The 24253-nt window shown below is 66.4% G+C and carries 25 protein-coding genes and 1 pseudogene; 15 read left to right on the top strand and 11 right to left on the bottom strand.

Annotated elements, in window-relative coordinates; genetic code table 11:
* Window positions 1-195: 195 nt before the first annotated feature.
* The 8 genes and pseudogenes from cheY to AAFL97_RS08000 form a co-directional block, all read right to left on the bottom strand.
* Window positions 196-591 (bottom strand): chemotaxis response regulator CheY, encoded by a 396-nt coding sequence (gene cheY, locus AAFL97_RS08035; protein WP_341644466.1) that lies wholly within the window; start codon window positions 589-591, stop codon window positions 196-198.
* Between the two features lie 29 nt (window positions 592-620).
* Window positions 621-1580, bottom strand: a complete 960-nt coding sequence (locus AAFL97_RS08030; protein WP_341644465.1) for a chemotaxis protein — start codon at window positions 1578-1580, stop codon at window positions 621-623.
* Between the two features lie 9 nt (window positions 1581-1589).
* Window positions 1590-2561 carry a chemotaxis protein gene (locus tag AAFL97_RS08025; protein ID WP_341644464.1) on the bottom strand — a complete coding sequence of 324 codons (972 nt, stop codon included), beginning with the start codon at window positions 2559-2561 and terminating at the stop codon, window positions 1590-1592.
* A 92-nt stretch (window positions 2562-2653) separates the two neighbouring features.
* Window positions 2654-3688 (bottom strand): annotated as a pseudogene (gene motB / locus AAFL97_RS08020) (flagellar motor protein MotB).
* A gap of 44 nt (window positions 3689-3732) precedes the next feature.
* Window positions 3733-4587: a flagellar motor stator protein MotA gene (gene motA / locus AAFL97_RS08015; protein WP_341644463.1), complete on the bottom strand. Its 855-nt coding sequence runs from the start codon at window positions 4585-4587 to the stop codon at window positions 3733-3735.
* 251 nt (window positions 4588-4838) lie between these two features.
* Window positions 4839-5429: a flagellar transcriptional regulator FlhC gene (gene flhC / locus AAFL97_RS08010; RefSeq protein WP_341644462.1), complete on the bottom strand. Its 591-nt coding sequence runs from the start codon at window positions 5427-5429 to the stop codon at window positions 4839-4841.
* Between the two features lie 9 nt (window positions 5430-5438).
* The gene (gene flhD / locus AAFL97_RS08005; RefSeq protein WP_341647118.1) at window positions 5439-5756 is read right to left on the bottom strand and encodes a flagellar transcriptional regulator FlhD; all 318 of its coding nucleotides are present in this window, start codon (window positions 5754-5756) and stop codon (window positions 5439-5441) included.
* A gap of 142 nt (window positions 5757-5898) precedes the next feature.
* The gene (locus AAFL97_RS08000) at window positions 5899-7869 is read right to left on the bottom strand and encodes a sensor domain-containing diguanylate cyclase (protein ID WP_341644461.1); all 1971 of its coding nucleotides are present in this window, start codon (window positions 7867-7869) and stop codon (window positions 5899-5901) included.
* Window positions 7870-8032: 163 nt separating this feature from the next.
* On the opposite strand from AAFL97_RS08000, the gene AAFL97_RS07995 reads away from it, so the two are divergent.
* The 14 genes from AAFL97_RS07995 to AAFL97_RS07930 all read left to right on the top strand — a co-directional run bounded on the left by AAFL97_RS07995 (window position 8033) and on the right by AAFL97_RS07930 (window position 21203).
* The gene (locus tag AAFL97_RS07995; protein WP_341644460.1) at window positions 8033-8575 is read left to right on the top strand and encodes an NUDIX hydrolase; all 543 of its coding nucleotides are present in this window, start codon (window positions 8033-8035) and stop codon (window positions 8573-8575) included.
* 79 nt (window positions 8576-8654) lie between these two features.
* On the top strand, window positions 8655-9239 hold the full coding sequence (rsxA, locus tag AAFL97_RS07990) for an electron transport complex subunit RsxA (protein WP_341644459.1): 585 nt from the start codon (window positions 8655-8657) through the stop codon (window positions 9237-9239).
* A 16-nt stretch (window positions 9240-9255) separates the two neighbouring features.
* Window positions 9256-9807, top strand: a complete 552-nt coding sequence (gene rsxB / locus AAFL97_RS07985) for an electron transport complex subunit RsxB (RefSeq protein ID WP_341644458.1) — start codon at window positions 9256-9258, stop codon at window positions 9805-9807.
* Window positions 9804-11663 carry an electron transport complex subunit RsxC gene (rsxC, locus tag AAFL97_RS07980; RefSeq protein ID WP_341644457.1) on the top strand — a complete coding sequence of 620 codons (1860 nt, stop codon included), beginning with the start codon at window positions 9804-9806 and terminating at the stop codon, window positions 11661-11663. The genes rsxB and rsxC overlap by 4 nt, the downstream gene beginning before the upstream one ends.
* A gap of 7 nt (window positions 11664-11670) precedes the next feature.
* Window positions 11671-12675 (top strand): RnfABCDGE type electron transport complex subunit D, encoded by a 1005-nt coding sequence (locus AAFL97_RS07975; RefSeq protein ID WP_341644456.1) that lies wholly within the window; start codon window positions 11671-11673, stop codon window positions 12673-12675.
* Window positions 12672-13346 (top strand): electron transport complex subunit RsxG, encoded by a 675-nt coding sequence (gene rsxG / locus AAFL97_RS07970; protein ID WP_341644455.1) that lies wholly within the window; start codon window positions 12672-12674, stop codon window positions 13344-13346. Before AAFL97_RS07975 ends, rsxG begins: the two co-directional genes overlap by 4 nt.
* The gene (locus AAFL97_RS07965; protein ID WP_341644454.1) at window positions 13343-14065 is read left to right on the top strand and encodes an electron transport complex subunit E; all 723 of its coding nucleotides are present in this window, start codon (window positions 13343-13345) and stop codon (window positions 14063-14065) included. Before rsxG ends, AAFL97_RS07965 begins: the two co-directional genes overlap by 4 nt.
* Before the next feature lie 13 nt (window positions 14066-14078).
* Window positions 14079-14711 (top strand): endonuclease III, encoded by a 633-nt coding sequence (nth, locus tag AAFL97_RS07960; RefSeq protein WP_341647117.1) that lies wholly within the window; start codon window positions 14079-14081, stop codon window positions 14709-14711.
* Between the two features lie 86 nt (window positions 14712-14797).
* Window positions 14798-15229, top strand: coding sequence for a DUF1841 family protein (locus tag AAFL97_RS07955; RefSeq protein ID WP_341644453.1), 432 nt, complete (start codon window positions 14798-14800; stop codon window positions 15227-15229).
* 152 nt (window positions 15230-15381) lie between these two features.
* Window positions 15382-16974 (top strand): ABC transporter substrate-binding protein, encoded by a 1593-nt coding sequence (locus AAFL97_RS07950; RefSeq protein WP_341644452.1) that lies wholly within the window; start codon window positions 15382-15384, stop codon window positions 16972-16974.
* Between the two features lie 243 nt (window positions 16975-17217).
* Entirely contained in the window at window positions 17218-18198 is a 981-nt protein-coding gene (locus tag AAFL97_RS07945) for an ABC transporter permease (protein WP_341644451.1), read from the top strand.
* A 10-nt stretch (window positions 18199-18208) separates the two neighbouring features.
* A complete protein-coding gene (locus AAFL97_RS07940; protein ID WP_341644450.1) occupies window positions 18209-19129 on the top strand; it encodes an ABC transporter permease in 921 nt (306 codons plus the stop codon).
* The gene (locus AAFL97_RS07935; RefSeq protein WP_341644449.1) at window positions 19126-20196 is read left to right on the top strand and encodes an ABC transporter ATP-binding protein; all 1071 of its coding nucleotides are present in this window, start codon (window positions 19126-19128) and stop codon (window positions 20194-20196) included. Before AAFL97_RS07940 ends, AAFL97_RS07935 begins: the two co-directional genes overlap by 4 nt.
* Window positions 20193-21203, top strand: a complete 1011-nt coding sequence (locus tag AAFL97_RS07930; protein ID WP_341644448.1) for an ABC transporter ATP-binding protein — start codon at window positions 20193-20195, stop codon at window positions 21201-21203. Before AAFL97_RS07935 ends, AAFL97_RS07930 begins: the two co-directional genes overlap by 4 nt.
* 90 nt (window positions 21204-21293) lie before the next feature.
* Here the strand turns inward: AAFL97_RS07930 and AAFL97_RS07925 are convergent, their stop codons facing one another.
* A complete protein-coding gene (locus AAFL97_RS07925; RefSeq protein ID WP_341644447.1) occupies window positions 21294-22181 on the bottom strand; it encodes a DUF4351 domain-containing protein in 888 nt (295 codons plus the stop codon).
* 190 nt (window positions 22182-22371) lie between these two features.
* Between AAFL97_RS07925 and AAFL97_RS07920 the strand changes: the two genes are divergently transcribed.
* On the top strand, window positions 22372-23499 hold the full coding sequence (locus AAFL97_RS07920; protein WP_341644446.1) for an aminotransferase class V-fold PLP-dependent enzyme: 1128 nt from the start codon (window positions 22372-22374) through the stop codon (window positions 23497-23499).
* Between the two features lie 72 nt (window positions 23500-23571).
* On the opposite strand, the gene AAFL97_RS07915 is transcribed toward AAFL97_RS07920, so the two are convergent.
* Both AAFL97_RS07915 and AAFL97_RS07910 read right to left on the bottom strand, forming a co-directional pair.
* The gene (locus AAFL97_RS07915) at window positions 23572-23973 is read right to left on the bottom strand and encodes a type II toxin-antitoxin system VapC family toxin (RefSeq protein ID WP_341644445.1); all 402 of its coding nucleotides are present in this window, start codon (window positions 23971-23973) and stop codon (window positions 23572-23574) included.
* Window positions 23954-24235 (bottom strand): AbrB/MazE/SpoVT family DNA-binding domain-containing protein, encoded by a 282-nt coding sequence (locus tag AAFL97_RS07910; RefSeq protein WP_341644444.1) that lies wholly within the window; start codon window positions 24233-24235, stop codon window positions 23954-23956. Before AAFL97_RS07910 ends, AAFL97_RS07915 begins: the two co-directional genes overlap by 20 nt.
* Window positions 24236-24253 lie beyond the last annotated feature (18 nt).

Genomic DNA, 24253 nt, shown 5'->3' with positions numbered 1-24253 from the left:
CAGCGGCCGGGACAAGCTCGGCAGGTTGCGCGGCGATGCTGTCGAACAGTGCCTGAAGGTCGTCCGAGTCGCCCGACTCGTCGAATTTAGGCCGTTTTACTCATGTCCAGACTCCATGCTCGGGATACGCAAGCGTTCAGGTGGTGTGCCCTCGGTCGGGTGCCCCTACGCCGGGCGCCCCTATGCCGGGCCTCCCTATGCCGGGCGCCCCATCTTTTCGAAGATCTTCTGCAGTTTTTCCGCCAGCGTCGCCGCGGTGAACGGCTTCACGACGTAGCCGCTGGCACCGGCCTGGGCCGCGGCGATGATGTTTTCCTTCTTCGCCTCGGCGGTGATCATCAGCACCGGAAGGTGCTTGAGCTGCGGCGTGCGGCGGATCGTCTGCAGCAGCGTCAGCCCGTCCATGTTCGGCATGTTCCAGTCGGTGACGACGAAGTCGAACTGCCCCGAAGTCAGCTTCTGCAGCGCGATCGCACCATCCTCGGCTTCATCGACGTTGGTGTAGCCCAGCTCCTTGAGCAGGTTGCGGACGATCCGCCGCATGGTCGAGAAATCATCGACGACGAGAAATTTGAGTTTGGGGTCGGACATTCCAGGTTCTCCATTCATTCCGGCTCGGCTCAGGCTGCCCGGCGCGCACGCGCGAGCAGCGGCCTCAGGGTTTCGGCAAGTACGTCAGCGTCGAATTTTGCCACGTACGCATCCACCCCTACCCGCTTGCCCATCGCCCGGTTGGCCTCGGACGACAGCGAGGAATGCATCACCACCGGAATTCCGCCGAAGCGCGAGTCGGCCTTGATGTTGCGCGTCAGCACGTAGCCGTCCATCTCGGGCATTTCGGCATCGACCATGATGAGGTCGATCTCCTCGGCCACCGGGCGGCCCGCATGCTCGGCGTGATCGGCGATGCTGACCAGGCGCGTCCATGCCTCGAGGCCGTTCTGCGCGTGCTTGTGGCGCACGCCGAGCTTGTCGAGCACTTCGGTGATCTTGCGCCGCGCCACGCTCGAGTCATCGACGAAGAAGACGTTGACCTCGTGGCCGTTGCCGATCGGCTCGATGTTGCCGACCACCGCATCGCCGAAGGTGTTGGCCAGGATGCTCTCGACGTCGAGGATCGACACCAGGCGCCCGTCCGGCAGCTCGGTGATCGCGGTGATGTAGGCATGGCTGCCGCCCGACACGTTCTCCGGCGTACGCACCTTCTCCCAATCGACGCGGATGATGCGATCGACTTCCTCGACCAGGAAACCGAGCGTGCGTTTGCTGTACTCGGTGACCATCATCGCGCCTTCGTTCAGCGTTCCGGGCTGGGCGACGCCGAGGATGCCGGCCAGCGACAGCACCGGAATGACGTTGCCGCGCAGGGAAATCAAGCCTTCCACGCCGGTCGGCATGTTGGGCGTGCGGGTGATGAAAGGCGTCTTCGAGACTTCGCGCACCTTGAACACGTTGATGCCGAAATGCTCGGTGGTGCCGAGCGAGAACAACAGGATCTCCATGCAGTTGGAGCCTGCGAGCTGGGTGCGGCTGACGACCGAGTCGAGCAGCGCGGATTCTTCCTGGGCAAGGTTCAGCATGGCGGCTCCTCAATCCTGCGCCTGCGGCGCGACGCCTTCGACCAGCAGGCGGCTCAGGGTCTGCGCCAGGCGCTGCGGCTCGAACTTGGGCACGTATTCATCCACTCCCACCGACATCCCCAGTTGCTGGTTGGAGTTGCCCGACAGCGACGAATGCATGATCACCGGAATGCCCGCGAAGCGGCGGTCGGACTTGATCTGCTTGGTCAGGATGTAGCCGTCCATCTCGGGCATCTCGACGTCGGTCAGCACCAGGCTGACGAGATCGCCGATCTTGCGCCCGCTGGTTTCCGCATGGGCTGCGGCACGATTCAGCTCCTCCCACAGCTGCCGGCCATTGACCGCCGAGACGTGGCGCACGCCCATGGCGTCGAGCGTCTGCTGGATCTGGCGCCGCGCCACCGAGGAATCGTCGGCGAAATACACCACACGGCCATCGCCATCGGGCAACTGGACGATGTCCTTGAAGATGTATTCGTTGTCGTAGCGGGTCGTCTCGGACAGCACTTTCTCGACGTCGAGCATCATCACCAGCTTGTTGCCCGGCAGTTCGGTGACGGCGGTGACGAGACCGCCCATGTTGGCCGTCAGCATCTCGGGCGGCACCCGCATCTGCGACCAGTCGAGACGCAGGATGGTATCGACGGCCTCGACCAGGAAACCCTGGGTGTGGCCGTTGTATTCGGTGACGATCATGATCTCGCGCGGCGTCTCGACGCTCATGCCGATGTAGCGCGCCAGATCGACCACCGGCACCAGCGTGCCGCGCAGGCTCACCATGCCTTCGACCGAAGCTGGCATCTCGGGCGCGGCGGTAATGCTCGGCGTGCGCATCACTTCGCGCACCTTGAACACGTTGATGCCGAAGGTCTCGCGCCGTCCGGTGCGGCCATCGGTGCCGAGGGTAAACAACAGGATTTCGAGCTTGTTCGTCCCGGCCAGCCGGGTACGCGCGTCGATGTTCTTCAGAAGGTCGGACATGTTCCCCCCGTCTGGGGCAAGAATCGGTTATCGCATTTGCGACGGTATGGATTCGATATCGGCCGGATTCGCCAGGACTTGAGCCCGCCGGCTCAACTCGGCGGCGGTGGAAGCCCCTGGATCAGGCTGCCTCGCGGCCCGCCCGGCGGCGGCACCGGGACGCTGCTGTCGATCTGCCCGCCGATCGATTCGCGGTCGTCGCCGGCGCCGACATCGACGCCGGCCGTGCTGGTCTGGCTGCGAATCGCATCTTCGGTCGATTTGTTCAGCACGATGATGCTGATGCGCCGGTTGATCGGGTCGTGAGGATCGGCGCGGTTGAGCGGAATAGTGTCGGCCAGGCCGACGACGCGGACCATCTTGCCGGCTTCGAGCCCGCCCGCGACCAGTTCGCGGCGCGATGCGGTTGGCACGATTCGACGACAGCTCCCAGTTCGAGAAACCCCGCTCGCCGCCGGCGTACTGGGACGCATCGGTGTGCCCCGACAGGCTGATGCGATGATCGACGTCGTTCAGCGCACCGGCGATCGTGCGCAGCAGGTCGCGCGTATAAGGCCTCAGTTCGGCACTCGAGGAGGTGAACATCGGCCGGTTCTGCTCATCGACCAACTGGATTCGCAGGCCTTCGGTGGTGATGTCCATCAGGATCTGGTTCTTGAACTGGCGCAGCGAGGCATTGGCCTCGATGATCGCGTCGAGGCGGCCCTTGAGGTCGATCAGGCGTGCGCGCTCCCGCCGCTCGGCCAGCTTCTCGGCGCTGATCTCGGCCTCGCTCTTGCGCTTGCCGCCCGCCGCATCCATGTTGATCGAGCGGGTGCTCTCGACGTCGCCGCGCCTGACCTGGCCCACCGAGCGCGTCAGGTCCTCGCCACCGCCCGGAATCACGCTCGAGCTGTCGCCCGTGCCGTCGCCCCCTCCATCGACATCCTGATCGGATTCTGGAAATAATCGGCGATGCCTTCGAGGTCGCCCTGGGCGGTGGAGCCCAGCAGCCACATCAGCAGGAAGAAGGCCATCATCGCCGTCACGAAGTCGGCATAGGCGATCTTCCACGCGCCGCCGTGCGCCGCGCCGCCGCCCTTCCTGATCCGTTTGACGACGATGGGCTGCTGGGTATCGTCGCTCACGCCGCGCTCCCTTCACGTCCCTGGCCGATCTGCGCGCGCATCGCTCAACCCTTGCGGCTCTTGAGTTCCTGCTCGAGCTCGACGAAGCCGGGCCGGTCGGTGGAATACAGCACCTTGCGGCCGAATTCGACCGCGATCTGCGGCGCATAACCATTCATGCTGGCAAGCAGCACGACCTTGATGACCTGGTAGATCTTGCCGCCTTCCTCGACCTTCTGTTCGAGCTGGCTGGCGATCGGCGCGACGAAACCGTAGGACAGCAGAATGCCGAGGAAGGTACCGACCAGCGCGCCGCCGATCATCTTGCCCAGCACCGCCGGCGGCTGGCCCACCGAACCCATCACGTTCACCACCCCCATCACCGCGACGACGATGCCGAAGGCCGGCAGCGCGTCGGCCACCTTGGCCATGATGTGGGGCGCCTGGTGTGCTTCGGTGTGGTGCGTTTCGATCTCCATGTCCATCAGGTTCTCGATCTCGAACGCATTGAGGTTGCCGCCCACCATCATGCGCAGGTAGTCGGTCAGGAATTCGATCGCATGATGATCGGCGGTGACGCTCGGATACTTGGAAAAGATCGGGCTGGACTCCGGATTCTCGATGTCCCCTTCGATCGACATCAGGCCTTCCTTGCGGACCTTGGCGAGCAGTTCGTAGAGCAGTGCCAGCAGGTCCACATACATGGCCTTGTTGTACCCCGAGCCCTTGAACACCGAGGGCAGCGCACCGATCGTGGCCTTGATCGCCTTGACACCGTTGCTCGCGACGAAGCCGCCGATCATCAGGCCGACGATGGCGAGATACTCCATCGGCACCCACAGCGCGGCAAGGCTTCCATGCACCGCATAGGTGCCGAGCGATGCGGCCAGGACGATGACGTAGCCGATGATCAGGAACACAACTCACTCCAAGATGAAGACGCCGCGGCACAGCCTAACCGCAACGGAATCCAGAACCCGTGACTTTTATCGTCAGGCACCGGAAAAACTTGAATCCGGCTGCATGGAGCTCGCCGAACGGCCCGAAAAACAGCCCACACGCTCCCATACTGCATGTGGTCGCGGCGCGCGGCGCGGCGATGAAAAAGGGCTGCCCCGGCCTGCGGGCAGCCCCTTTCTCCGTGCCGCCCGGACGGGCGGCGAACTCTGCTTCAGGCCGTCTCGGCAACCGCCCGATTCACGGGCTTGCGCTTGGCCACCGCCTTCGGCTTGGCCGTGCGCGTCCTGGTCGAACCGGACTTGCCTGCGCGCGACGGCATGTTGCACAAGCCGCATACGTAATCGTGCACCGGGTCGTGGGCATGGGCGACGAAGCTGCCGCCGCACGATTTGCACGAGGCCATCTGCAGCAGATCGGCATCGAAGAACCGGACCAGGGTCCAGGCACGCGTCAGGCTCAGCGCCGGCTCCAGCGTGCTGGCTTCGAGATGGTCGAGATAAAGATGGTAGGCCTTGATGATCGCATCGAGGCCGCCCAGCGCGGCGCGCTCGACATAGAAGCGGTACAGCCCCATGAACAGCGACGAATGCACGTTCGGCTGCCAGGTCATGAACCAGTCGGTCGAGAACGGCAGCATCCCTTTCGGCGGCGAGACGCCGCGCACTTCCTTGTAGATGCGCAACAGCTTCTCGCGGCTCAGCCTGGTCTCGACTTCGAGCATCTGCATGCGCGCGCCGAGCTGCACCATTTCCACCGCACGGCGGATGTCGTCCGCCTCGTCGAGCACGCTCTTGTTCTTCATGTCTGCTCCTCAGGCCGCACCTTCGGCCGCCTTGCCTGCGGCGATGATCGCGGCATGCAGGCCGGCGCTCACCGCATCACGTCCCTCGCCCGCCATCAGTCGGGCAAGCTGGGCATCATCGAAGCGGAAGCACGGCACCAGCATCTGGCTTCCCGCCATTCTCACCAGCTTGGCCGCGCTCATCGTCGCGATCAGCTCGGCCAGTTCGTCGCCGATGCCGAGCCGGAACATCGCCGTCGCCCGATCGCTGCGCAGCATCTGCTGCGCAAGCATCAGGTAAGCGAGGTTCAGTTCACGAATTTCGGCCTGGAAGTCGGGTCGGTCCATAAATTTCCAATCCCTTTCGGGGACGAGCGGCGTCAAAGCTAGAGCAAATCATTCGTATCAGCAAGTTACAAAGTCACGCTGGCGCGTAATCGGATAGCATCGGCGTTGTCCCGAAACAACAAAAACGCATACAACCCGCAACTCAGGGAAGCAGACCAGCCGACTGCGGCGCCACGACGCAGTTGCGCCCGCGCGCCTTGGCGAGGAAAGCCCCCCGGTCGGCAAGCTTGATCAGCGCCTTCATCGCCGGCATCGATTCGTCGCGCGTCGCCACGCCGATGCTGACCGAAAGACGCAACTGCGGACCGCCCGTTTCGATCTCCAGATTGGCCGCCGCCGCCCGCAGGCGCTCCGCGCAGGCAAGCGCCGCATTCAGATCGGCATCCGGGCAGATGACGAGAAACTCGTCTCCGCCCATGCGGCAGAGGACATCCTGCGCACGCAGCTCGCCGCGCAGCACCTCCGATACCTGGCGCAAGGCGATGTCGCCGACGTCGTGCCCGTGCGCGTCATTGATTTCCTTGAAACCGTCCAGGTCCGCGACCATCACCGTCAGGGGACGATGGTGGCGGGCGCATGCAGCCCATTCCATGTACAGGCGATCGATGGCATACCGCCGGTTCGGCACGCCGGTCAGCACATCGGTCATCGCCGCCTCCTGCAGGCGCCGGTTCGAGATTGCCAGCTCGGCGGCGAAATGCCGAAGCTCCTCGCGCTCCTGTTCGAGCCGAAGCTGCAGCAGGATCATACGGCGCCCTGCCTGCATCCGCAGCGCCAACGCGCTCGGGCAGACCGGCCGCACGAGAAAATCGTCAGCCCCCGCGTCGGCGGCCTTCTTGAGGGTTTCCTCGTCCAACTCGTCGAGCAGCACCAGCAGGTACAGCGAAGCGCCGAAACGGGTGTCGCGCAAGGCCCGGATCCAGTCGGCCCAACGGCCTGCATGCCCCCAATCGACGACCATCAGTTGCGGCTGGATGTCGATCGCCCGCTCGATTCCCTGGTCGTAATCGTCCTCTTCGGTGATCAGGAAGGACTCCGAATCCAGCGTCGAACGCATGCATGCGCGTTCGTCCTCGTTGGCGCCGATCACGAGCACGCGAACCGCTTCGTCATCCATGAGTTCATCGCCCGCCGCGCCCGGGCGCTGAGCCGAATCGCCCCGGGAACGCCGGGCGGCTTCGGCAGTGGACGGTTCCTGCGTGGACGACAGCAGGGAAAACTCGGGCGCCTGCCTGGTCTCGAGCAGCAGCAACTTGCCCCACTCTCCCCATTCACGCCCGACGTTCTCGCACAATGCGATGAAATCGCTGTGCGATATCCCGAGCCGGCTCGCCAGCCGCAGCATCGGCGGCATCAGGTTCGCATGCTCGGACTCGGGCGAGAGGCACAGCCGGGCGATTGCCCGCGAGAGCACCAGGCATTGCAGCAGGCCGGCTTCCCGGCTGGCCTCGGCGAAGCAGACCTGCTCCGGCGTTTCGTAACACCGCATCGGCGCGACCATGACTTCGGGCAGCCCCCAGTCCGTCAGCATCGCGGCACCGAGTTCGCTATGCGTCATGGCGAAGGCCTTTTCTTCCAGCTCGAGCTGGTGCAGAGTCGGCGTCGCCGCGATTTCGCGCAGCACGCGGCCGAACTCGGCCGGATACAGTGTCGCCAGGGCCAGTTCACCGACGCGTGCAAGCAGGCCGAGACTGAAGGCCTCGTCCGCGGCAAGCACGCGCACGCGCAGCGCCAGCGCCTGCATCGACAGCGCCATCACCAGCGAAGAGGACCAGAATTGCTCATAGTCGAAAGCCTCGCAGGCACCCTTGCGATAGTTCGACAACAGGGAAAAGCCCAGCGCCATCGTGCGCACGGAGGGCAGGCCGAGCACCATCAGTGCATCCTGCACCGATACCACCGCGCGCTTGCCCGCGCTCAGCGAGGAGTTGGCCGCCTTGATCAGGCGTCCGACGAAAGCCGGGTCGCCCTTGATCGCCCGCGCCAGCTCGGCCGCCGACACGTTCGGAGACTGGGTGAGCCGAATGATCGCGATCGCCACGCCACGCGGCGACGGAAGGTCGCCTGCCGCCTTGATCTGTTCGAAACGCTTCATGTCAATCGGCTGCAGCATGGAATCCTCGAATCATGTCCGGCTTCCGGTCCGGTTACGTAAAAAAATTCGACCAAGTTTGTAATTCTATGCCAAATGTTATTCCCGAGCCGTGCGAAAAAGCACGCTAGAATCGACAACGAAAAGAACGCCCCCTGCCTCCGCTCCTGACTCCACCTTCCCCATGAACTTCTGCTCGAACTGCGGCGCCCCGGTCGAAATCCGCATCCCCGCCGGCGACAGCCATCTGCGCCACGTCTGTCCGCAGTGCGGCACGATCCACTACCAGAACCCCAAGCTGGTAGTCGGCGCGCTGGCCGAATGGGAAGACCGGATCCTGCTCTGCCGCCGCGCGATCGAACCGCGCCACGGCTACTGGACGCTGCCCGCCGGCTTCATGGAAAACGAGGAGACGACCGCCGAGGCGGCCGCGCGCGAAACCGCCGAAGAGGCCTGTGCGCGCATCGCGGTGGGCGAACTGTATACGCTGATCGACGTGCCGCACATCAGCCAGGTCCATCTGATCTACCGCGCCCGCCTGCTCGACCTGGACTTCCGCGCCGGCGAGGAATCGCTCGAGGTGGCGCTGTTCCGCGAAGAAGACATCCCCTGGGACCGGATCGCCTTTCGCAGCATCGGCCTGACGCTGCGCCACTTCTTCGACGACCGCCGCCGCGGCCACTGGTCCTTCCACAGCGCCAGCCTGGCACCCCCGCCGTCCGTCTGAGCGCCCGGCCGGCGCCCCGAGGCTTGAAGCACCTTCGCCCCACGGGCGATAATCGGCCGTTTATTTTCCCCGGCGGATCATGGCCAGCTACATCTTCATCGTCATCGGCGCCGTGCTGGTCAACAACGTCGTCCTCGTCCGCATCCTCGGCCTGTGCCCCTTCATGGGCGTGTCGAGGAAGCTCGACACCGCGATCGGCATGGGTGCGGCGACCACTTTCGTGCTCACGCTCGGCTCGGGCTCGAGCTACCTGATCGACCATTACCTGCTGCAGCCCTTCGATCTCGGCTACCTGCGCACGCTCTCCTTCATCGTCGTCATCGCCGCGATCGTCCAGCTCACCGAACTGGTGGTCCAGAAGACCAGCCCGCTGCTGCACCAGGTGCTCGGCATCTACCTGCCGCTGATCACCACCAACTGCGCGGTGCTCGGCGTGCCGCTGCTCAACGTCGGCCTGAACCACGACCTGCTCGAATCGCTGCTGTTCGGCTTCGGCTCCTCGGTCGGCTTCACGCTGGCGCTGGTGCTGTTCGCCGGCATCCGCGAACGCCTCGACGGCGCCGACGTGCCGGTGCCGTTCAAGGGCACGGCGATCGCGATGATCACCGCCGGCCTGATGAGCCTGGCCTTCATGGGCTTCGCCGGCCTGGATCGCTTCCAGTGACGGAAAGGCACGACCGATGCTGACCGCCATTCTCGCCATGACAGCCCTCGCCCTCGTGCTCGGCGCCGCACTCGGCTACGCCGCGGTGCGCTTCAAGGTCGAAGGCGACCCGCTGGTCGACAAGATCGATGCCGTGCTGCCGCAGACGCAATGCGGCCAGTGCGGCTACCCCGGCTGCAAGCCCTACGCCCAGGCCATCGCCGGCGGCGAGGCCGACATCAACCAGTGCCCACCGGGCGGCGAGGAAGGCATCCGCAAGCTGGCCGACCTGCTCGGCCGCGAATTCAAGCCGCTGTCCGAAGAGCACGGCGTCGAAAAACCCAAGGCCGTCGCCCTCATCGACGAGCAGACCTGCATCGGCTGTACGCTGTGCATCCAGGCCTGCCCGGTCGACGCCATCGTCGGCGCGGCCAAGCAGATGCACACCGTGGTCGCGCCGCTATGCACCGGCTGCGAGCTGTGCCTGCCACCCTGCCCGGTCGACTGCATCAGCATGGAACCGGTCGCCGAGACCGTCCAGAACTGGAAATGGAAGTACCCGGTGATCGACATCAGGAAAGCCGCATGATCACCCGCCTGTTCAAGTTCCACGGCGGCGTCGCCCCCGAAGGCCACAAGGACGAATCCGCCGGCACGCCGATCCGCCGCGCGCCGCTGCCGTCGCGCCTGATCGTGCCGCTGCGCCAGAGCACGCGCACGACCGCGCGCTGCTGCGTCGAAGTCGGCCAGAAAGTGCTCAAGGGCCAGCGCATCGGCGAGCCGGAAGGCAGCTTCGGCACCGCGGTGCATGCGCCGACCTCCGGCACCGTGGTCGATTTCGGCCCCTACCCGATGGCCCACCCGTCCGGCCTGCCGACACGCTGCGTCGTCATCGAACCCGACGGCGAGGAGCGCTGGGTCGAGCGTACGCCCTTCGACATCGACGCCGCCGGCCGCGATGCGGCGCTGGCCTGGCTGCGCGACTGCGGCGTCGTCGGCCTCGGCGGCGCGGCCTTTCCCAGCCACATCAAGCTCGGCAGCGGCGGCGGCGTCGATACGCTGATCCTCAACGGCGGCGAATGCGAGCCCTGGATCACCTGCGACGACCGCCTGATGCGCGAGCGCGCCGCCGAAGTGCTGGCCGGCGCCCGCATCCTGTTCCGCCTGATCGGCGCGCGCCAGTTGCTGATCGGCATCGAGGACAACAAGCCCGAAGCCATCGAAGCGATGCGCGCCGCCGCCCGCGATGCCGGCGACGAAGTGCGCATCCTGCCGGTGCCCGCGCTCTACCCGATGGGCGGCGAAAAGCAGCTCATCCGCACCCTGACCGGCATCGAGATTCCCTTCGGCCGCTTCGGCGCCGAATTCGGCGTGCAATGCTTCAACGTCGGCACCGCCTACGCCGCGTACCGCGCCATCGTGCACGGCGAGCCGCTGGTGGATCGCATCGTCACCCTCACCGGCAACGTCGCCCATGCCGGCAACTGGGAAGTCCTGATCGGCACCCCGATCGACGAACTGCTGGCGCTCGCCGCCCCGGCAGCCGACACCGACCGCTGGCTGATGGGCGGGCCGATGATGGGCTTCGCCCTGCCGCGGCTCGACGTGCCGGTGATCAAGGCCTGCAACTGCATCATCGCCGCCTCGCCGACGCTGATGCCGCCGCCGCCGCCCGAACAGCCCTGCATCCGCTGCGGTGAATGCGCCCGCGCCTGCCCGGCCGAACTCCAGCCTTTCGAACTGTACTGGTTCAGCCGCGCACGCAACTTCGACAAGGCGAAGGCCTATCACCTGTTCGATTGCATCGAATGCGGCTGCTGTGCCTACGTGTGCCCGTCACATATTCCGCTGGTCGATTACTACCGCTTCGCCAAGGGCGAGATCGCCGCGAGCGAGCGCGAAAAGAACGCCGCCGACCAGGCCCGCGAACGCTTCGAGTTCCGCAATTTCCGCCAGGAACGGGAGAAGGACGAGAAGGCCGCCCGCTTCGCCGCCAAGGCAGCCGAAACCCGCGCTCGTGCCACCAGTGAAACTGCCGCAGAAACATCCACGCCCGCAGCGCCGGCAACAGCGGAATCGACCGGAGAGAGCCCGGCCGCCGGAGCGCCGGCCGCCAAAACTTCCGATGTTGCCAAGCTGGCCGACAACGCAACGACCAGCGCCCCGACTGACGATATTACGGCAGGCGATCCTGCGGCAGGCGCTCCCGCGGCGGGCGACCCCTCAGCCAAGAAGAAAGCCCTGATCGCCGCTGCGCTCGCCCGCGCCCAGGCCCGGAAAGCCGAGGCAGCGCCCCGCAACACCGAAGACCTCAGCCCCGCTGTCCAGGCCGAGATCGCCGCCATCGACGCCCGCCGTCAACACGCCGGAACCGAGACCGGAGCCGATACAGCGCCGGCAGCGCTGAAAGCCGATGACGCCGCTGCCGAAGACGAGGCCCGCTGACCCCGCCATGATCCACGCCCCCTACATCCGCAAACCGGCCAGCGTCCAGCGCGTCATGGGCCTGGTGCTGCTGGCGCTGCTGCCCGGCATCGCCGCCTACGTCTACACCGTGGGTGCCGGCATCCTGGTCAATCTCGCCATCGCCACCTGCACCGCGCTCACCGCCGAGGCGCTGGTGCTGGCCTTGCGCAAGCGGCCGGTGGCGATCGCGCTGAGCGACCTGTCGGCGGTGCTGACCGCCTGGCTGGTGGTGCTGTGCTTTCCGCCGATCGCCCCCTGGTGGCTGACGATGATCGGCGTGGCGGTCGCGATCGTGATCGCCAAGCAGTTGTACGGCGGCCTCGGCCAGAACCCCTTCAACCCGGCGATGGTGGCCTACTGCACGGCGATCGTCGCCTATCCGGCGCTGATGTCGCAGTGGCCGCCGGCCGGCGGCATGGACTTCGCCACCCAGCTCGGCCTGATCCTCGGCGGCGCGCGCGACATCGACGGCCTCACCGGCGCCACCGCGCTCGACGCCCTGCGCACCGGCCTGCATGCCGGCGCCGGCCCGGTGGACGTGCTCAGGCAGGGGCCGGCCTTCGGCTTTCTCGGCGGCAGCGGCTGGGAATGGATCGCGCTCGGCTACCTCGCCGGCGGCCTCTTCCTGCTCGCCGCGCGGGTCATCACCTGGCACATGCCGGTCGCCTTCATCGCCACCCTGAGCCTGGTGTCCGGCTTGTTCTGGCTGGCCGATCCGGCAAGCTTCGCCTCGCCGCTGTTCCATCTCGCCAGCGGCGGCGCGATGCTCGCCGCCTTCTTCATCGTCACCGACCCGGTGTCCGGCGCCACCACGCCGCGCGGCAAGTTGATCTTCGCCGCCGGCGTCGCCCTGATCGCCTGGCTGATCCGCAACTTCGGCGCCTATCCCGAAGGCATCGCCTTCGGCGTGCTGCTGATGAACCTGTGCGTGCCGCTGATCGACATGAAGACCCAGCCGCGCGTCTTCGGCCATCGCGGAGAGCGGCGATGAGCACGGCCAATAACGCCCTGCGCACCTCGCTGCGCACCGCCGGCATCATGCTGGCCTTCTCCGTGGCCTTCACCGCGCTGATGGCCTTCACCTACGACCGCACCCGACCGGCGATCGAAGCTTCGGCGCAGGAAGCGCAGATGCGCCTGATCGACGAGGTGCTGCCGCCGGACAGTTACGACAACGCCCTGCTCGACGATTACGTGCACCTCGGCCCCACGCCCGCGCTCGGCCTCGACAAGGACGGCAGGGCCTGGCGCGCGCGCAAGGCCGGCGAGCCGGTCGCGCTGATCGTCGAGGCCACCGCTCCGGACGGCTACGCCGGCCGCATCTCCTTGATCGTCGCGATCAACACCAACGGCCTGCTGTCGGGCGTGCGTGTCACCACGCACAAGGAAACCCCCGGCCTGGGCGACTACATCGACCCGAAGAAGGATCGTCGCAAGGACATGCCCTGGATCGGCCAGTTCGCCGTGACCTCCTGGCAGGACGCCGACCCGGCGAACTGGGCGGTGCGCAAGGACGGCGGAACCTTCGGCTACCGCACCGGCGCCACGATCAGCGCCCGCGCGGTGGTCGGCGCCGTCGGCCGCGCCACCGCCTGGGCCACGGCCCGCCAGCACGATCTCTTCACCGCCCCCGCCGGCAGCACTTTCGGAGCGCAGCCATGAACATCCAGCAATTCCGCGAGCTCGCCCACAACGGCCTGTGGAAGCAGAATGCAGGTCTCGCCCAATTGCTCGGCCTGTGCCCCATCCTCGCCGTCAGCACCAGCATGGTGAACGCGGTCAGCCTCGGCCTCGCCACCATCCTGGTGATGACGCTGGCCAACCTCGCCGTCTCGGCGCTGCGCAGCCACATTCCCTACGAAATCCGCATTCCGGTCTTCATCCTGATCATCGCCGCGCTGACGACGGTGGTCGATCTGAGCTTCAATGCGTATTTCCACGATCTCTACCTGGTGCTCGGCATCTTCATCCCGCTGATCGTCACCAACTGCATCGTGCTGGCGCGCGTCGAAGCCTACGCGGCCAAGAACGACCCGCTGACCTCCACCGTCGACGGCCTCCTGATGGGTCTCGGCCTGGTGTGGGTGCTCGGCCTGCTCGGCGGCATCCGCGAACTGCTCGGCGCCGGCACGCTGTTCTCCGGCATCGAGATGATCGTTCCCTCGCTGTCGGCCTGGAACGTGTTCGGCGACGACTACCCCGGCTTCCTGGTCGCGATGCTGCCGCCCGGCGCCTTCATCACGCTCGGCTGCCTGATCGCCGCCTTCAATGCGATCAACGCCAGGCTGGCCGAACGCGCACGCAGGCGCCCACCGGCAGCGCCTGTTGTGCAGAACGCCGCGCAAGACGCTGCGGATGCCGAGCCGGCGGCGGCGAACTGAAATCATGGCCCTGATGAAACGCGAGGCGATCCGCGAATTCTTCCGCCGCCTGCACGATGCCAACCCGAGCCCGCAGACCGAGCTGGAATACGCTTCGCCCTACCAGTTGCTGGTGGCGGTGGTGCTGTCGGCCCAGGCCACCGACCGCAGCGTCAACATCGCCACCCGCAAGCTGTTCGCCGACGCGCCGACGCCCGAGGCGATGGTGTCGCTCGGCGAAGCCGGCATTGCCGAGCACATCAAGACCATCGGCCTGTTCCGCAACAAGGCCAAGAACACCCTGGCGCTGTCGCGCCTGCTGCTCGAACGCCACGGCGGCGAAGTGCCGGCCGACCGCGACGCGCTCGAAGCCCTGCCCGGCGTCGGCCGCAAGACCGCCAACGTCGTGCTCAACACCGTGTTCCGACAGCCGGTGATGGCCGTGAACACCCACATCTTCCGCCTCTCCAACCGCAGCGGCCTGGCCCCCGGCAAGGACGTCGTGGAAGTGGAAAAGGCTCTGATGCGCCGCGTGCCCAAGGACTACCTGCTCGACGCCCACCACTGGCTGATCCTGCACGGCCGCTACGTCTGTACCGCGCGCAGCCCGAAATGCGGCCAGTGCATCGTGCGCGACCTGTGCCTGTTCCGCGACAAGACCGGCTGACGGCATCGCCAGTCCAAACGAACCGAAGCCGGCAAGCAGGATCGAAGCCTGTTGCCCCCTCCCCCAGAGCACCTCCCGGAGCCCCCATGTTCAACCCCAGCCGCGACCAGGTCCGCAACTTCTTCATCGAAAGCTGGCGCAAGCACCAGGCGCGCGAGGTGCTGACGCCGATGGAAACCATCGCCGCCGACATCATCGGCCATCACCCCGAATACCATGCCATCGTCGAAGACCCGGACGCCATCGACCGCGACTTCACCCCCGAGGACGGCGGCATCAACCCCTTCCTGCATCTGTCGCTGCACCTGGCGATCGAGGAACAACTCTCCATCGACCAGCCGCCCGGCATCCGTGCCGCCTTCGAAGCCGCCTGTGTCCGCCACGGCAACCGCCACGATGCGATGCACGACGCGCTCGAAAGCCTCGGCGAAATGCTGTTCAACGCCCAGCGCAACGGCACCCCGCCCGACGCCGCGGCCTACCTCGCCAGCCTGCGGAAGAAGGCCGGCCTCATCTGAACGCCGCCCGCCTGCCCGGCTGGGTCGCCACGCGCCGGCATTTCATGCGTTAGCATGAAAAAACAAACCAGCATTTCATCGTTCCGCCCCATGGGCCGGCAACGGACAATCGGGGCACATACAGTGCCCTCATTTGCCAGGAGAACCCACCCATGCCGCAGCACGCCTCCGTTTCCCGTCGTCCTTCCCTGCTGACCCGCCTGCTGCTCGGCGCCGCCATGGCCGGCGCGCTGCTGCCCGCCTGGGCCGCCGACCTGCGCATCGGCCTGTCGTCCGACGTCACCTCGCTTGACCCGCATTTCGTCAACATCGCGCCGAACATCGCCTTTTCCGACCACATCTTCGACACCCTGGTGAAATCCGACGCCAGCGGCAAGCTGGTCCCGGGGCTGGCGGAAAGCTGGCGCGCGGTATCGCCGACCACCTGGGAGTTCAAGCTGCGCCAGGACGTCGTCTTCTCCGACGGCACGCCGCTCACCGCCGAGGACGTGGTGTTCTCGCTCGACCGCCCCGGCACGATCAAGAACAGCCCCGGCCCCTTCACCAGCTACACCAACCAGATCGTCCGCAAGGAAATCATCGATGCCCACACCGTGCACCTGCACACCGCGTCGGCCTACGGCCCGCTGCCGCTCGACCTGATCTCGATCTACGTGGTGTCGAAGAAGGCCGCTGAAAACGCCGGTACCGAGGACTTCAACACCGGCAAGGCGCTGATCGGCACCGGCCCGTTCAAGTTCGCCGCCTTCCGCAAGGGCGAAAGCATCGAGGTCACGCGCAACGAGCGCTACTGGGGCAGCAAGCCCGAATGGGACAAGGTGGTGTTCCGCATCCTCGCCTCCGACGCGCCGCGCCTGTCGGCGCTGCTGGCCGGCGACGTCGATGTGATCGAGAACGTGCCCGCCGCCGACCTCGCCCGGCTCAAGACCAACCCGCAGGTCACGCTCGCCCAGCACACCACCTGGCGCACGCTGTTCTGGCAGCTCGACCAGTTCCGCGACCAGAGCCCCTTCGTCGCCGACAAGGACGGCAAGCCGCTCGCCAGGAACCCGCTCAAGGATCTGCGCGTGCGCCAAGCGATTTCCAAGGCGATCAACCGCCAGGCGCTGGTCGAACGCACGCTCGAAGGCCTGGCCGAGCCGGCTTCCAACATCAACGCCCCGGGCATCTTCGGCTACAGCGAGCAGATCCCGCTCGAAACCTACGACCCCGAGGGCGCCAAGAAGCTGCTCGCCGAAGCCGGTTATCCCGACGGCTTCTCGCTGACCATCCACGGCACCAACAACCGCTACATCAACGACGAGCAGGTGGTGCAGACGGTCGCCCAGTTCCTCAACCGCATCGGCATCAAGACACGGGTCAAGACCCAGCCGGTCGCCACCTACTTCGGCAAGGCACGCGCGCACGAATACAGCTTCGCGCTGCTGGGCTGGGGCTCGCTCGCCACCGACTTCACGCTGCGCTCCATCGTCGGCACCATCGATCCCGACACCGGCTGGGGAAGCTGGAACTGGGGCAAGTACAGCAACCCGAAGGTCGATGAACTGGTGGCCGGCGCGCTGGCCGCGGTCGAGCCGGCCGAGCGCGAACGCCTCGCCCGCGAAGCCGCCGGCGTCGCGCTGGGCGACCTGGCGGTGATCCCCTCGCACCACCAGCTCGCCACCTGGGGGCTGCGCAAGGGCTTCGCCTACGACGGCCGCATCGACGAGTTCACGTTTGCGCATGAAATTCGCAGAGTCCGTTAGGAAAGGCCTGAACGTAGGATGGGTAGAGCCGAAGGCGAAACCCATCAACGCTCGGGCGCGCCATGGCCGATGGGTTTCGCTTCGCTCTACCCATCCTACGATTGGTCGTGACGTTTACGCAGGACGGGGCGGACCGTGCGCGGCAGCCATGGTTCGCCTCGGATTTGATGGGTTTCAGCTGCGCGGCGCGACCCCATCCTGCAGCTCCACACTGCCGCCGGCCTGCCATGACGGAGCCGGCCCATGATCCTGTTCCTGCTGCGCCGCCTGCTGCAGACCGCCCAGGTGCTGTTCATCATGTCGCTGCTGGTGTTCGTCGGCGTCTACGCCGTCGGCAACCCGCTCGACATGCTGGTCGATCCGCAGGCCACCGCGGCCGACACCGCCCGCGTGGCCGCGGCGCTGGGGCTGGACCAGCCGCTGTGGGTGCAGTACTGGCGTTTCCTTGGCAACGCGCTGCAGGGCGACCTCGGCAACTCCTTCCTGCACGGCACGCCGGCGCTGCAACTGATCGTGCAGCGCCTGCCGGCGACGCTGGAGCTGGCCGTCAGCGCGCTGCTGATCGCGGTGCTGCTCGGCATTCCGCTCGGCCTGTGGGCCGGGCTGCGGCCGGACGGATTCGGCGGACGCACGATCATGGCCGGCTCGATCCTGGGCTTTTCGCTGCCGACCTTCTGGGTCGGGCTGATGCTGATCATGGTGTTCTCGGTACATCTCGGCTGGCTGCCGTCCGGCGGGCGCGGGCCGACGCGCGAATTCCTCGGCCTTGAATGGTCGCTGCTGGCACCCGATGGCTGGCGCTACCTGCTGCTGCCGGCGCTCAACCTGGCGCTGTTCAAACTCGCGCTGGTGATCCGCCTGACCCAGAGCGGCACCCGCGAGGCGCTGCTGCAGGACTACGTGCGCTTCGCCCGCGCCAAGGGCCTGCCGCCGCGCCGCGTGGTCGGCGTGCATGTGCTGAAGAACATCATGATCCCGGTCGTCACCGTGATCGGGCTGGAATTCGGCACCCTGATCGCCTTCTCGGTCGTCACCGAATCCATCTTCGCCTGGCCCGGCATCGGCAAGCTGCTGCTGGACTCCATCAACCAGCTCGACCGGCCGGTGGTGGTCGCCTACCTGCTGCTGATCGTGTTCATCTACACGCTGATCAGCCTGGTGGTCGACCTGCTCTACGCCGCGCTCGACCCGCGGGTACGCCTGACCGGCGGACAGACGGCGTGAGATTCAGCCGATGACGGCCTCTGCTTCTTCCGCCATCTCAGCCTCCCACCCGGGCGCAGGCGGTTGGCGCACGCTGGTCCGCGCCTACGCGACCAGCCCGCTGGCGCTCGCCGGGCTGGTCCTGCTGCTGGTGATCGCCGCCGCGGCGCTGGCCGCGCCCTGGATCGCGCCGCAGGACCCTCACGACCTGTCGCAGCTCGACATCATGGATTCGCGCCTGCCGCCGGGCAGCACCAGCGCCGACGGCAGCCTGCACTACCTGCTCGGCACCGACGGCCAGGGCCGCGACATGCTGTCGGCGATCCTCTACGGCCTGCGCATCAGCGTCGCCGTCGGTTTCAGCGCTACGCTGCTGGCGCTGGCACTGGGCATGTCGCTCGGGCTGGTGGCGGGTTATGCCGGCGGGCGCATCGATGCCTTCGTGATGCGCGCGGTGGACATCCAGATGTCCTTCCCGGCGATCCTCACCGCGATGATCCTGCTGGCGCTGTTCGGCCAGGGCACGGACAAGATCATCATCGCCCTGGTCGCCTCGCAGTGGGCCTACTACGTCCGCACCACGCGCAGCGCGGCGCTGGTCGAAGGCCGGCGCGAATACATCGAAGCCGCCCGCCTGCTCGGGCTGTCCACGCCGCGCATCCTGTTCCGCCACCTGCTGCCCAACTGCCTGCCGCCGCTGATCGTCGTCGCCGCGCTGCAGGTGGCGGCGGCGATCGCACTCGAAGCCACGCTGTCCTTCCTCGGCCTCGGCCTGCCGGTCACCGAACCTTCGCTCGGCCTGCTGATCTCCAACGGCTTCCAGTACCTGTATTCCGGCCGCTACTGGATGAGCGTGTTTCCCGGCGTGGCGCTGCTGCTGACCATCGTCGCCCTCAACCTGGTCGCCGACCGCCTGCGCGAGATCCTCAACCCGCGCCTGCAAACGCAATGATGTCGATCCCGCCCTCCACCACCCACGGCACCGAGCCGCTGCTGTGCGTCCGACACCTCAGCACCCGCTTCCGCAGCCGCGATAGCGATAGCAATAGCGAAGTGACGGCGGTCGACGACATCAGCTTCGAACTGGCGGCTGGGGAAGTGCTGGGCCTGGTCGGCGAATCCGGCTGCGGCAAGTCGATGACCGGCTACTCGCTGATCGACCTCGTCGATCCGCCCGGCTATGTCGCCGGCGGCTCGGTGCGGCTGAACGGCCGCGAGCTGCGCGGCCTGCCGGCCAAAGCCTGGCGCGCACTGCGCGGCGACCGCATCGCGATGATCTTCCAGGACCCGATGCTGACGCTGAACCCGGTGCTGCGCATCGACACCCAGATGGTCGAGACCGTGCTCGCCCACCGCCGTATATCCCGCGCCGAAGCGCTGGCCCGTGCGCTCGACGCCCTCGAACGGGTCGGCATCCCGGCCGCCGCCGAGCGCCTGCGCAGCTACCCGCACCAGCTCTCCGGCGGCATGCGCCAGCGTGTGGCGATCGCCATCGCCCTGCTCAACCAGCCCGACCTGATCATCGCCGACGAACCCACCACCGCGCTCGACGTCACCATCCAGGCGCAGATCCTGTACGAGATGCAGACCCTGTGCCGCGAGGCCGGCACCGGCCTGATCTGGATCACCCACGACCTCTCCGTGGTCGCCGGCCTGGCCGACCGCGTCTGCGTGATGTACGCCGGCCGCATCGTCGAGCAGGGCAGCACCGCCCAGGTGCTGGAACGCCCCGCCCACCCCTACACCCGCGGCCTGCTCGACGCCACCCCCGCCGCCGCACTGGCGCGCGGCCACCACCGCGGCGAGCCGCTGCGCCAGATTCCCGGCAGCGCGCCGCCGTTGTCGGCATTGCCGGCCGGCTGCGCCTTCCGCCCGCGCTGCCCGCGCGCGGACGAAGCCTGTCTGCAAGTGCCGCCCAGAGTCGAAGTGGCAGGCGGCCAGGAAGTGCTGTGCTGGCACCCGCTGTCTCCGGGCGAAGCCCTGCCCGAGGCGAGCACCGACGTCGGAGCGCAATCATGAACGCCCCGCCGCTGCTCGCCCTCCACGGCATCCACAAGCACTTCGGCCCCCGGCCGGACTGGCTGGAAAGCCTCGGCATCCGCCTCGGCTGGCTGCCGCCGCCGGCCCGCGTGCACGCACTGGACGGCATCGACGTCGACCTCGCCGCCGGCGAAGTGCTCGGCCTGGTCGGCGAATCCGGCAGCGGCAAATCCACCCTCGGCCGCGTCGCCGCCGGCCTGCTGTCGCCCGACCGGGGCACGCGCCTGTGGCACGGCAAGGAAATCGAAGCCACGCCGATCGCGGCCAACGGCATCCAGATGGTCTTCCAGGATCCGTCCGCTTCGCTGAACCCGCGCATGCGGGTGGCCGAACTGATCGCCGAAGCACCGCGCACCCATGGCCTGGTCACCCGCAGCGAACAGGCGGACTACGTCGCCGAGCTGCTGCGCCAGGTCGGCCTCGACCCCGGCGCGGCGAGCCGCTTCCCGCACCAGTTCTCCGGCGGCCAGCGCGCCCGCATCGGCATCGCCCGCGCGCTGGCGGTGAAACCCGAACTGCTGATCTGCGACGAGCCGGTCGCGGCGCTCGACGTCTCGGTGCAGGCCCAGGTGCTGAACCTGTTCGGTGAACTGCGCAGCCGCCTCGGCCTGACCTACCTGTTCATCAGCCACGACCTCGGCGTCGTGCGCCACCTGTGCGAACGCGTCGCCATCCTCTACCTGGGCCGCATCGTCGAAAGCGCGCCGGCGGACGTACTGTTCACCGCGCCGGCCCACCCCTACACCCAGGCCCTGATCGCCGACGCGCCGACACTTAAGGCCGAGAAGAAACGCTTCGTCGCCATCCGTGGCGAGTTGCCCTCGCCGCTATCGCCGCCATCAGGCTGCCACTTCCACCCGCGCTGCCCGCATGCCTTCGGCCGCTGCCGCGAGGAACGGCCGGTGTTGCGCGAGATTGCGCCTGGCCATCGGGCTGCCTGTCATTTGCACGACGGTCCCTTTGCCCCGTCCCTGCTGCCACCCTGACCCCAGGCTCCAGGCAGCCTGCATCGAGCAAGAAAGTAAAAACGACACCCTCAAACAGGTGCCGTTTCTTCCAGCTCAGCCCCTCAGGTTTCACTTCTCACTGAATACATCCTCCAAGGTTCGCGCATCCAGGATGTTCTCAGCCCATTGTTCCAGCTCTACCGATTTTGCCTTGCGCAAGCGCTCATCCGTCACCGGATCAAGCGGACCGAAACGGCGTGTAAGCTGCCGGATCAACACGGCGAGTTCACCTTGTTGCACACCCTCGCTGCGGACGCGTTCGCTCCAGGTCATCATGGTCTGCTTCTCCTGCGGGTACTGTTCGGCAAAAAGCTCACGCTCATTATCGTTAAGCCGGCTGTAGATGTCGATGAAGTCCATGTATTTGAGGCGCTTTTCCATATCCGGTTCCAGTTCCAGCAGACCTCGGAAAGCCCAGGCGAAGACATCGACCGCAGCCTGTCTCACATAAGCCATGTTGGGCAGATTGAGCCGGGCGACGATGTTGTCACTGTCGCGGAACTGCTCGGCTGACATCTCGTTCAGAATGCAGAACAGGTAGCGGAACGACAGGAAAGCATGATTCTCACTCCCCAGTTCCAGCCGCTTGCGGATACGCGCGTCTCCGCGCAAGAAAACCACCACGGGCACCACGCGATCGGTCTTGCACAGTTCGGCCAGATCGAGGCAGTAATGGCCGAGCCGGTGGATGGAGAAGCGTGCCGGATCACTTTCCTCTTCCAGCACGAACAGCAACGCCTCCCTGCGACCGTCGGGCCACTCCACCAGCAAAGGCACGTCCAGCTCGTGAAAGCGGTCGCCGAGGCGGTTCTTCAGTTGCTCCTGCCGGATCGGCGTAATCCGCACCGATTCGTCGATATGCACCGCTTCGCCCGGAGCAAAGAACTCCAGCGCCTGACGCGGATAGTCGAGGATCAGATTCTTGAAGTTCTGGTCGTGACTGTTGGGAGCAGACATGGCGGCACTCCGGCTAGCGATGCCAGGATCATCATCACGCACCCGTTCAATGTCAATATCATTATTGGACGTATACCCCACAGTGCCTTCGTCTCACCTTCGGCTACAATCGACCGTTTCCGGCAGGCTCCCACCTGCCGCCCGCCCGATGGAAACATCCGGCCCCCGCAAACAAAACTGGAGATCACCCATGCCCGGACTGCTGCCCAACGTCGACCCCGATGGCCTGCTCGAATACTCGGTGGTGTTCACCGACCGTTCGCTGAACCACATGTCCAAGGCCTTCCAGGGCGTGATGCGCGACATCTCGGCGACGCTGAAGAAGGTCTACAACGCCAGCGCGGTCGCGCTCGTGCCCGGCGGCGGCTCGTTCGGCATGGAAGCGGTAGCGCGCCAGTTCGCCACCGGCAAGAAGACCCTGGTGATCCGCAACGGCTGGTTCAGCTTCCGCTGGACGCAGATTTTCGAGATGGGCGGCATCCCGTCCGAATCGATCGTCCTCAAGGCCCGCCCGACTGGCAGCGGCCCGCAGGCGCCTTTCGCGCCGGCGCCGATCGACGAAGTCGTCGCCGCCATCCGCCAGCACCGCCCCGACCTGGTCTTTGCGCCGCACGTCGAAACCGCCGCCGGCATGATCCTGCCCGACGACTACCTGCGCGCAGTGGCCGACGCGGTACATGAACACGGCGGCCTGTTCGTGCTCGACAGCATCGCCTCCGGCGCCGTATGGGTGGACATGCAGGCCTGCGGCGTCGACATCCTGATCAGCGCACCGCAAAAGGGCTGGAGCAGCTCGCCCTGCGCCGCAATGGTGATGCTCAATACCACCGCGCGCGAACGCATCGACGCCACCACCAGCACCAGCTTCGCCGCCGACCTGAAGAAGTGGCTGCAGATCATGGAAGCCTACGAGGCCGGCGGCCACGCCTACCACGCCACGCTGCCGACCGACGCGCTCGCCGCCATGCGCGACATGATGAAGGAAACCGAAGCCTTCGGTTTCGACAAGGCCAGGGACGCGCAATGGGAGCTCGGCCGCCGCGTGCGCGCACTGCTGCAATCGCGCGGCATCCGCAGCGTTGCCGCCGAAGGCTTCCGGGCCCCGGGCGTGGTCGTCAGCTACACCGAGGACGACGGCATCAAGAGCGGTGCCAAGTTCATCGCCGCCGGCCTGCAGACCGCAGCAGGCGTGCCGCTGCAATGCGACGAGCCGGCGGACTTCAAGACTTTCCGCATCGGCCTGTTCGGCCTCGACAAGCTGGGCAACATCGACCGCGCCGTGGGTAATCTGGAGCGGGCGCTCGACGCGCTGGGTTGAATCCGGGCATATCGCGGCCAAGGGCAAGCCAAGGCCGTGCTCACGAGAGGCCTGCCGTTCAGGCAGATCTCTTTACGGCGTGTGTATCTTGGCACCCGGCCACTGCTTGCCGGCACGCTTGATGAAGCGCGCATCGAAGGTGGCAAAACCTTCTTCGCAGGTGGCGTTGACAGCACATTGCAGGTGCAGGGCATCGGCGAAATCCATGCCCTGCGCGAGTGCCTCAATGGCACGCGTCACCGCCGGGGCCGCATCGCAAACAACATTGGGCAGGCGGGTCAGGCCATCGAATGCCTGAGCAATCTCGCTGGCCTGGAAACCGAAAGCGCTACGCAAGACCCACTCGCTTTCCAGCAGTACGGTGCGGGAGAGCCAGATGCTGTGCCCTCGAAACAGGGCTACGGCACGCCTGTGCTGCGCGGCATCGTCAGCCACCAGAAAGCGGACGAGGACATTAGTATCGACCGCGAGCATGGCGCTTGGCAGCTTCTTCGGCGACGGCGGCATTCATTTCGTCGAGACTGACACGCGCCCGACGAGGCTTGAGGCAACCCGCCACATCCTCGATGCGACTGGCCGCACCTTGCGGAGCAAGTGGCTTGAGCAGTACCCCTTCCGGCGTTTCCTCCACTACGAATTCAGTGCCGGGCAGCCACTGACGGGCATTGCGGATGCTACCAGGCAGGACGACCTGCCCTTTGCTGGAAAGCCGCGTGGTTTCGGTTCTAGTCGGCATCACAGGGTTCCAAGTAAG

It is taken from the genome of Thauera sp. SDU_THAU2 (assembly GCF_038260575.1).
In the GTDB taxonomy this organism is placed as follows: Bacteria; Pseudomonadota; Gammaproteobacteria; order Burkholderiales; family Rhodocyclaceae; genus Thauera.
This window is presented reverse-complemented; position numbering and strand designations above follow the sequence as displayed.

Coding starts and splice junctions, on each gene's coding strand:
- cheY (WP_341644466.1), bottom strand. CDS start 591: ATGTCCGACCCCAAACTCAAATTTCTCGTCGTCGATGATTTCTCGACC.
- AAFL97_RS08030 (WP_341644465.1), bottom strand. CDS start 1,580: ATGCTGAACCTTGCCCAGGAAGAATCCGCGCTGCTCGACTCGGTCGTC.
- AAFL97_RS08025 (WP_341644464.1), bottom strand. CDS start 2,561: ATGTCCGACCTTCTGAAGAACATCGACGCGCGTACCCGGCTGGCCGGG.
- flhC (WP_341644462.1), bottom strand. CDS start 5,429: ATGAAGAACAAGAGCGTGCTCGACGAGGCGGACGACATCCGCCGTGCG.
- flhD (WP_341647118.1), bottom strand. CDS start 5,756: ATGGACCGACCCGACTTCCAGGCCGAAATTCGTGAACTGAACCTCGCT.
- AAFL97_RS08000 (WP_341644461.1), bottom strand. CDS start 7,869: ATGCTGCAGCCGATTGACATGAAGCGTTTCGAACAGATCAAGGCGGCA.
- AAFL97_RS07995 (WP_341644460.1), top strand. CDS start 8,033: ATGAACTTCTGCTCGAACTGCGGCGCCCCGGTCGAAATCCGCATCCCC.
- rsxA (WP_341644459.1), top strand. CDS start 8,655: ATGGCCAGCTACATCTTCATCGTCATCGGCGCCGTGCTGGTCAACAAC.
- rsxB (WP_341644458.1), top strand. CDS start 9,256: ATGCTGACCGCCATTCTCGCCATGACAGCCCTCGCCCTCGTGCTCGGC.
- rsxC (WP_341644457.1), top strand. CDS start 9,804: ATGATCACCCGCCTGTTCAAGTTCCACGGCGGCGTCGCCCCCGAAGGC.
- AAFL97_RS07975 (WP_341644456.1), top strand. CDS start 11,671: ATGATCCACGCCCCCTACATCCGCAAACCGGCCAGCGTCCAGCGCGTC.
- rsxG (WP_341644455.1), top strand. CDS start 12,672: ATGAGCACGGCCAATAACGCCCTGCGCACCTCGCTGCGCACCGCCGGC.
- AAFL97_RS07965 (WP_341644454.1), top strand. CDS start 13,343: ATGAACATCCAGCAATTCCGCGAGCTCGCCCACAACGGCCTGTGGAAG.
- nth (WP_341647117.1), top strand. CDS start 14,079: ATGAAACGCGAGGCGATCCGCGAATTCTTCCGCCGCCTGCACGATGCC.
- AAFL97_RS07955 (WP_341644453.1), top strand. CDS start 14,798: ATGTTCAACCCCAGCCGCGACCAGGTCCGCAACTTCTTCATCGAAAGC.
- AAFL97_RS07950 (WP_341644452.1), top strand. CDS start 15,382: ATGCCGCAGCACGCCTCCGTTTCCCGTCGTCCTTCCCTGCTGACCCGC.
- AAFL97_RS07945 (WP_341644451.1), top strand. CDS start 17,218: ATGATCCTGTTCCTGCTGCGCCGCCTGCTGCAGACCGCCCAGGTGCTG.
- AAFL97_RS07940 (WP_341644450.1), top strand. CDS start 18,209: ATGACGGCCTCTGCTTCTTCCGCCATCTCAGCCTCCCACCCGGGCGCA.
- AAFL97_RS07935 (WP_341644449.1), top strand. CDS start 19,126: ATGATGTCGATCCCGCCCTCCACCACCCACGGCACCGAGCCGCTGCTG.
- AAFL97_RS07930 (WP_341644448.1), top strand. CDS start 20,193: ATGAACGCCCCGCCGCTGCTCGCCCTCCACGGCATCCACAAGCACTTC.
- AAFL97_RS07925 (WP_341644447.1), bottom strand. CDS start 22,181: ATGTCTGCTCCCAACAGTCACGACCAGAACTTCAAGAATCTGATCCTC.
- AAFL97_RS07920 (WP_341644446.1), top strand. CDS start 22,372: ATGCCCGGACTGCTGCCCAACGTCGACCCCGATGGCCTGCTCGAATAC.
- AAFL97_RS07915 (WP_341644445.1), bottom strand. CDS start 23,973: ATGCTCGCGGTCGATACTAATGTCCTCGTCCGCTTTCTGGTGGCTGAC.
- AAFL97_RS07910 (WP_341644444.1), bottom strand. CDS start 24,235: ATGCCGACTAGAACCGAAACCACGCGGCTTTCCAGCAAAGGGCAGGTC.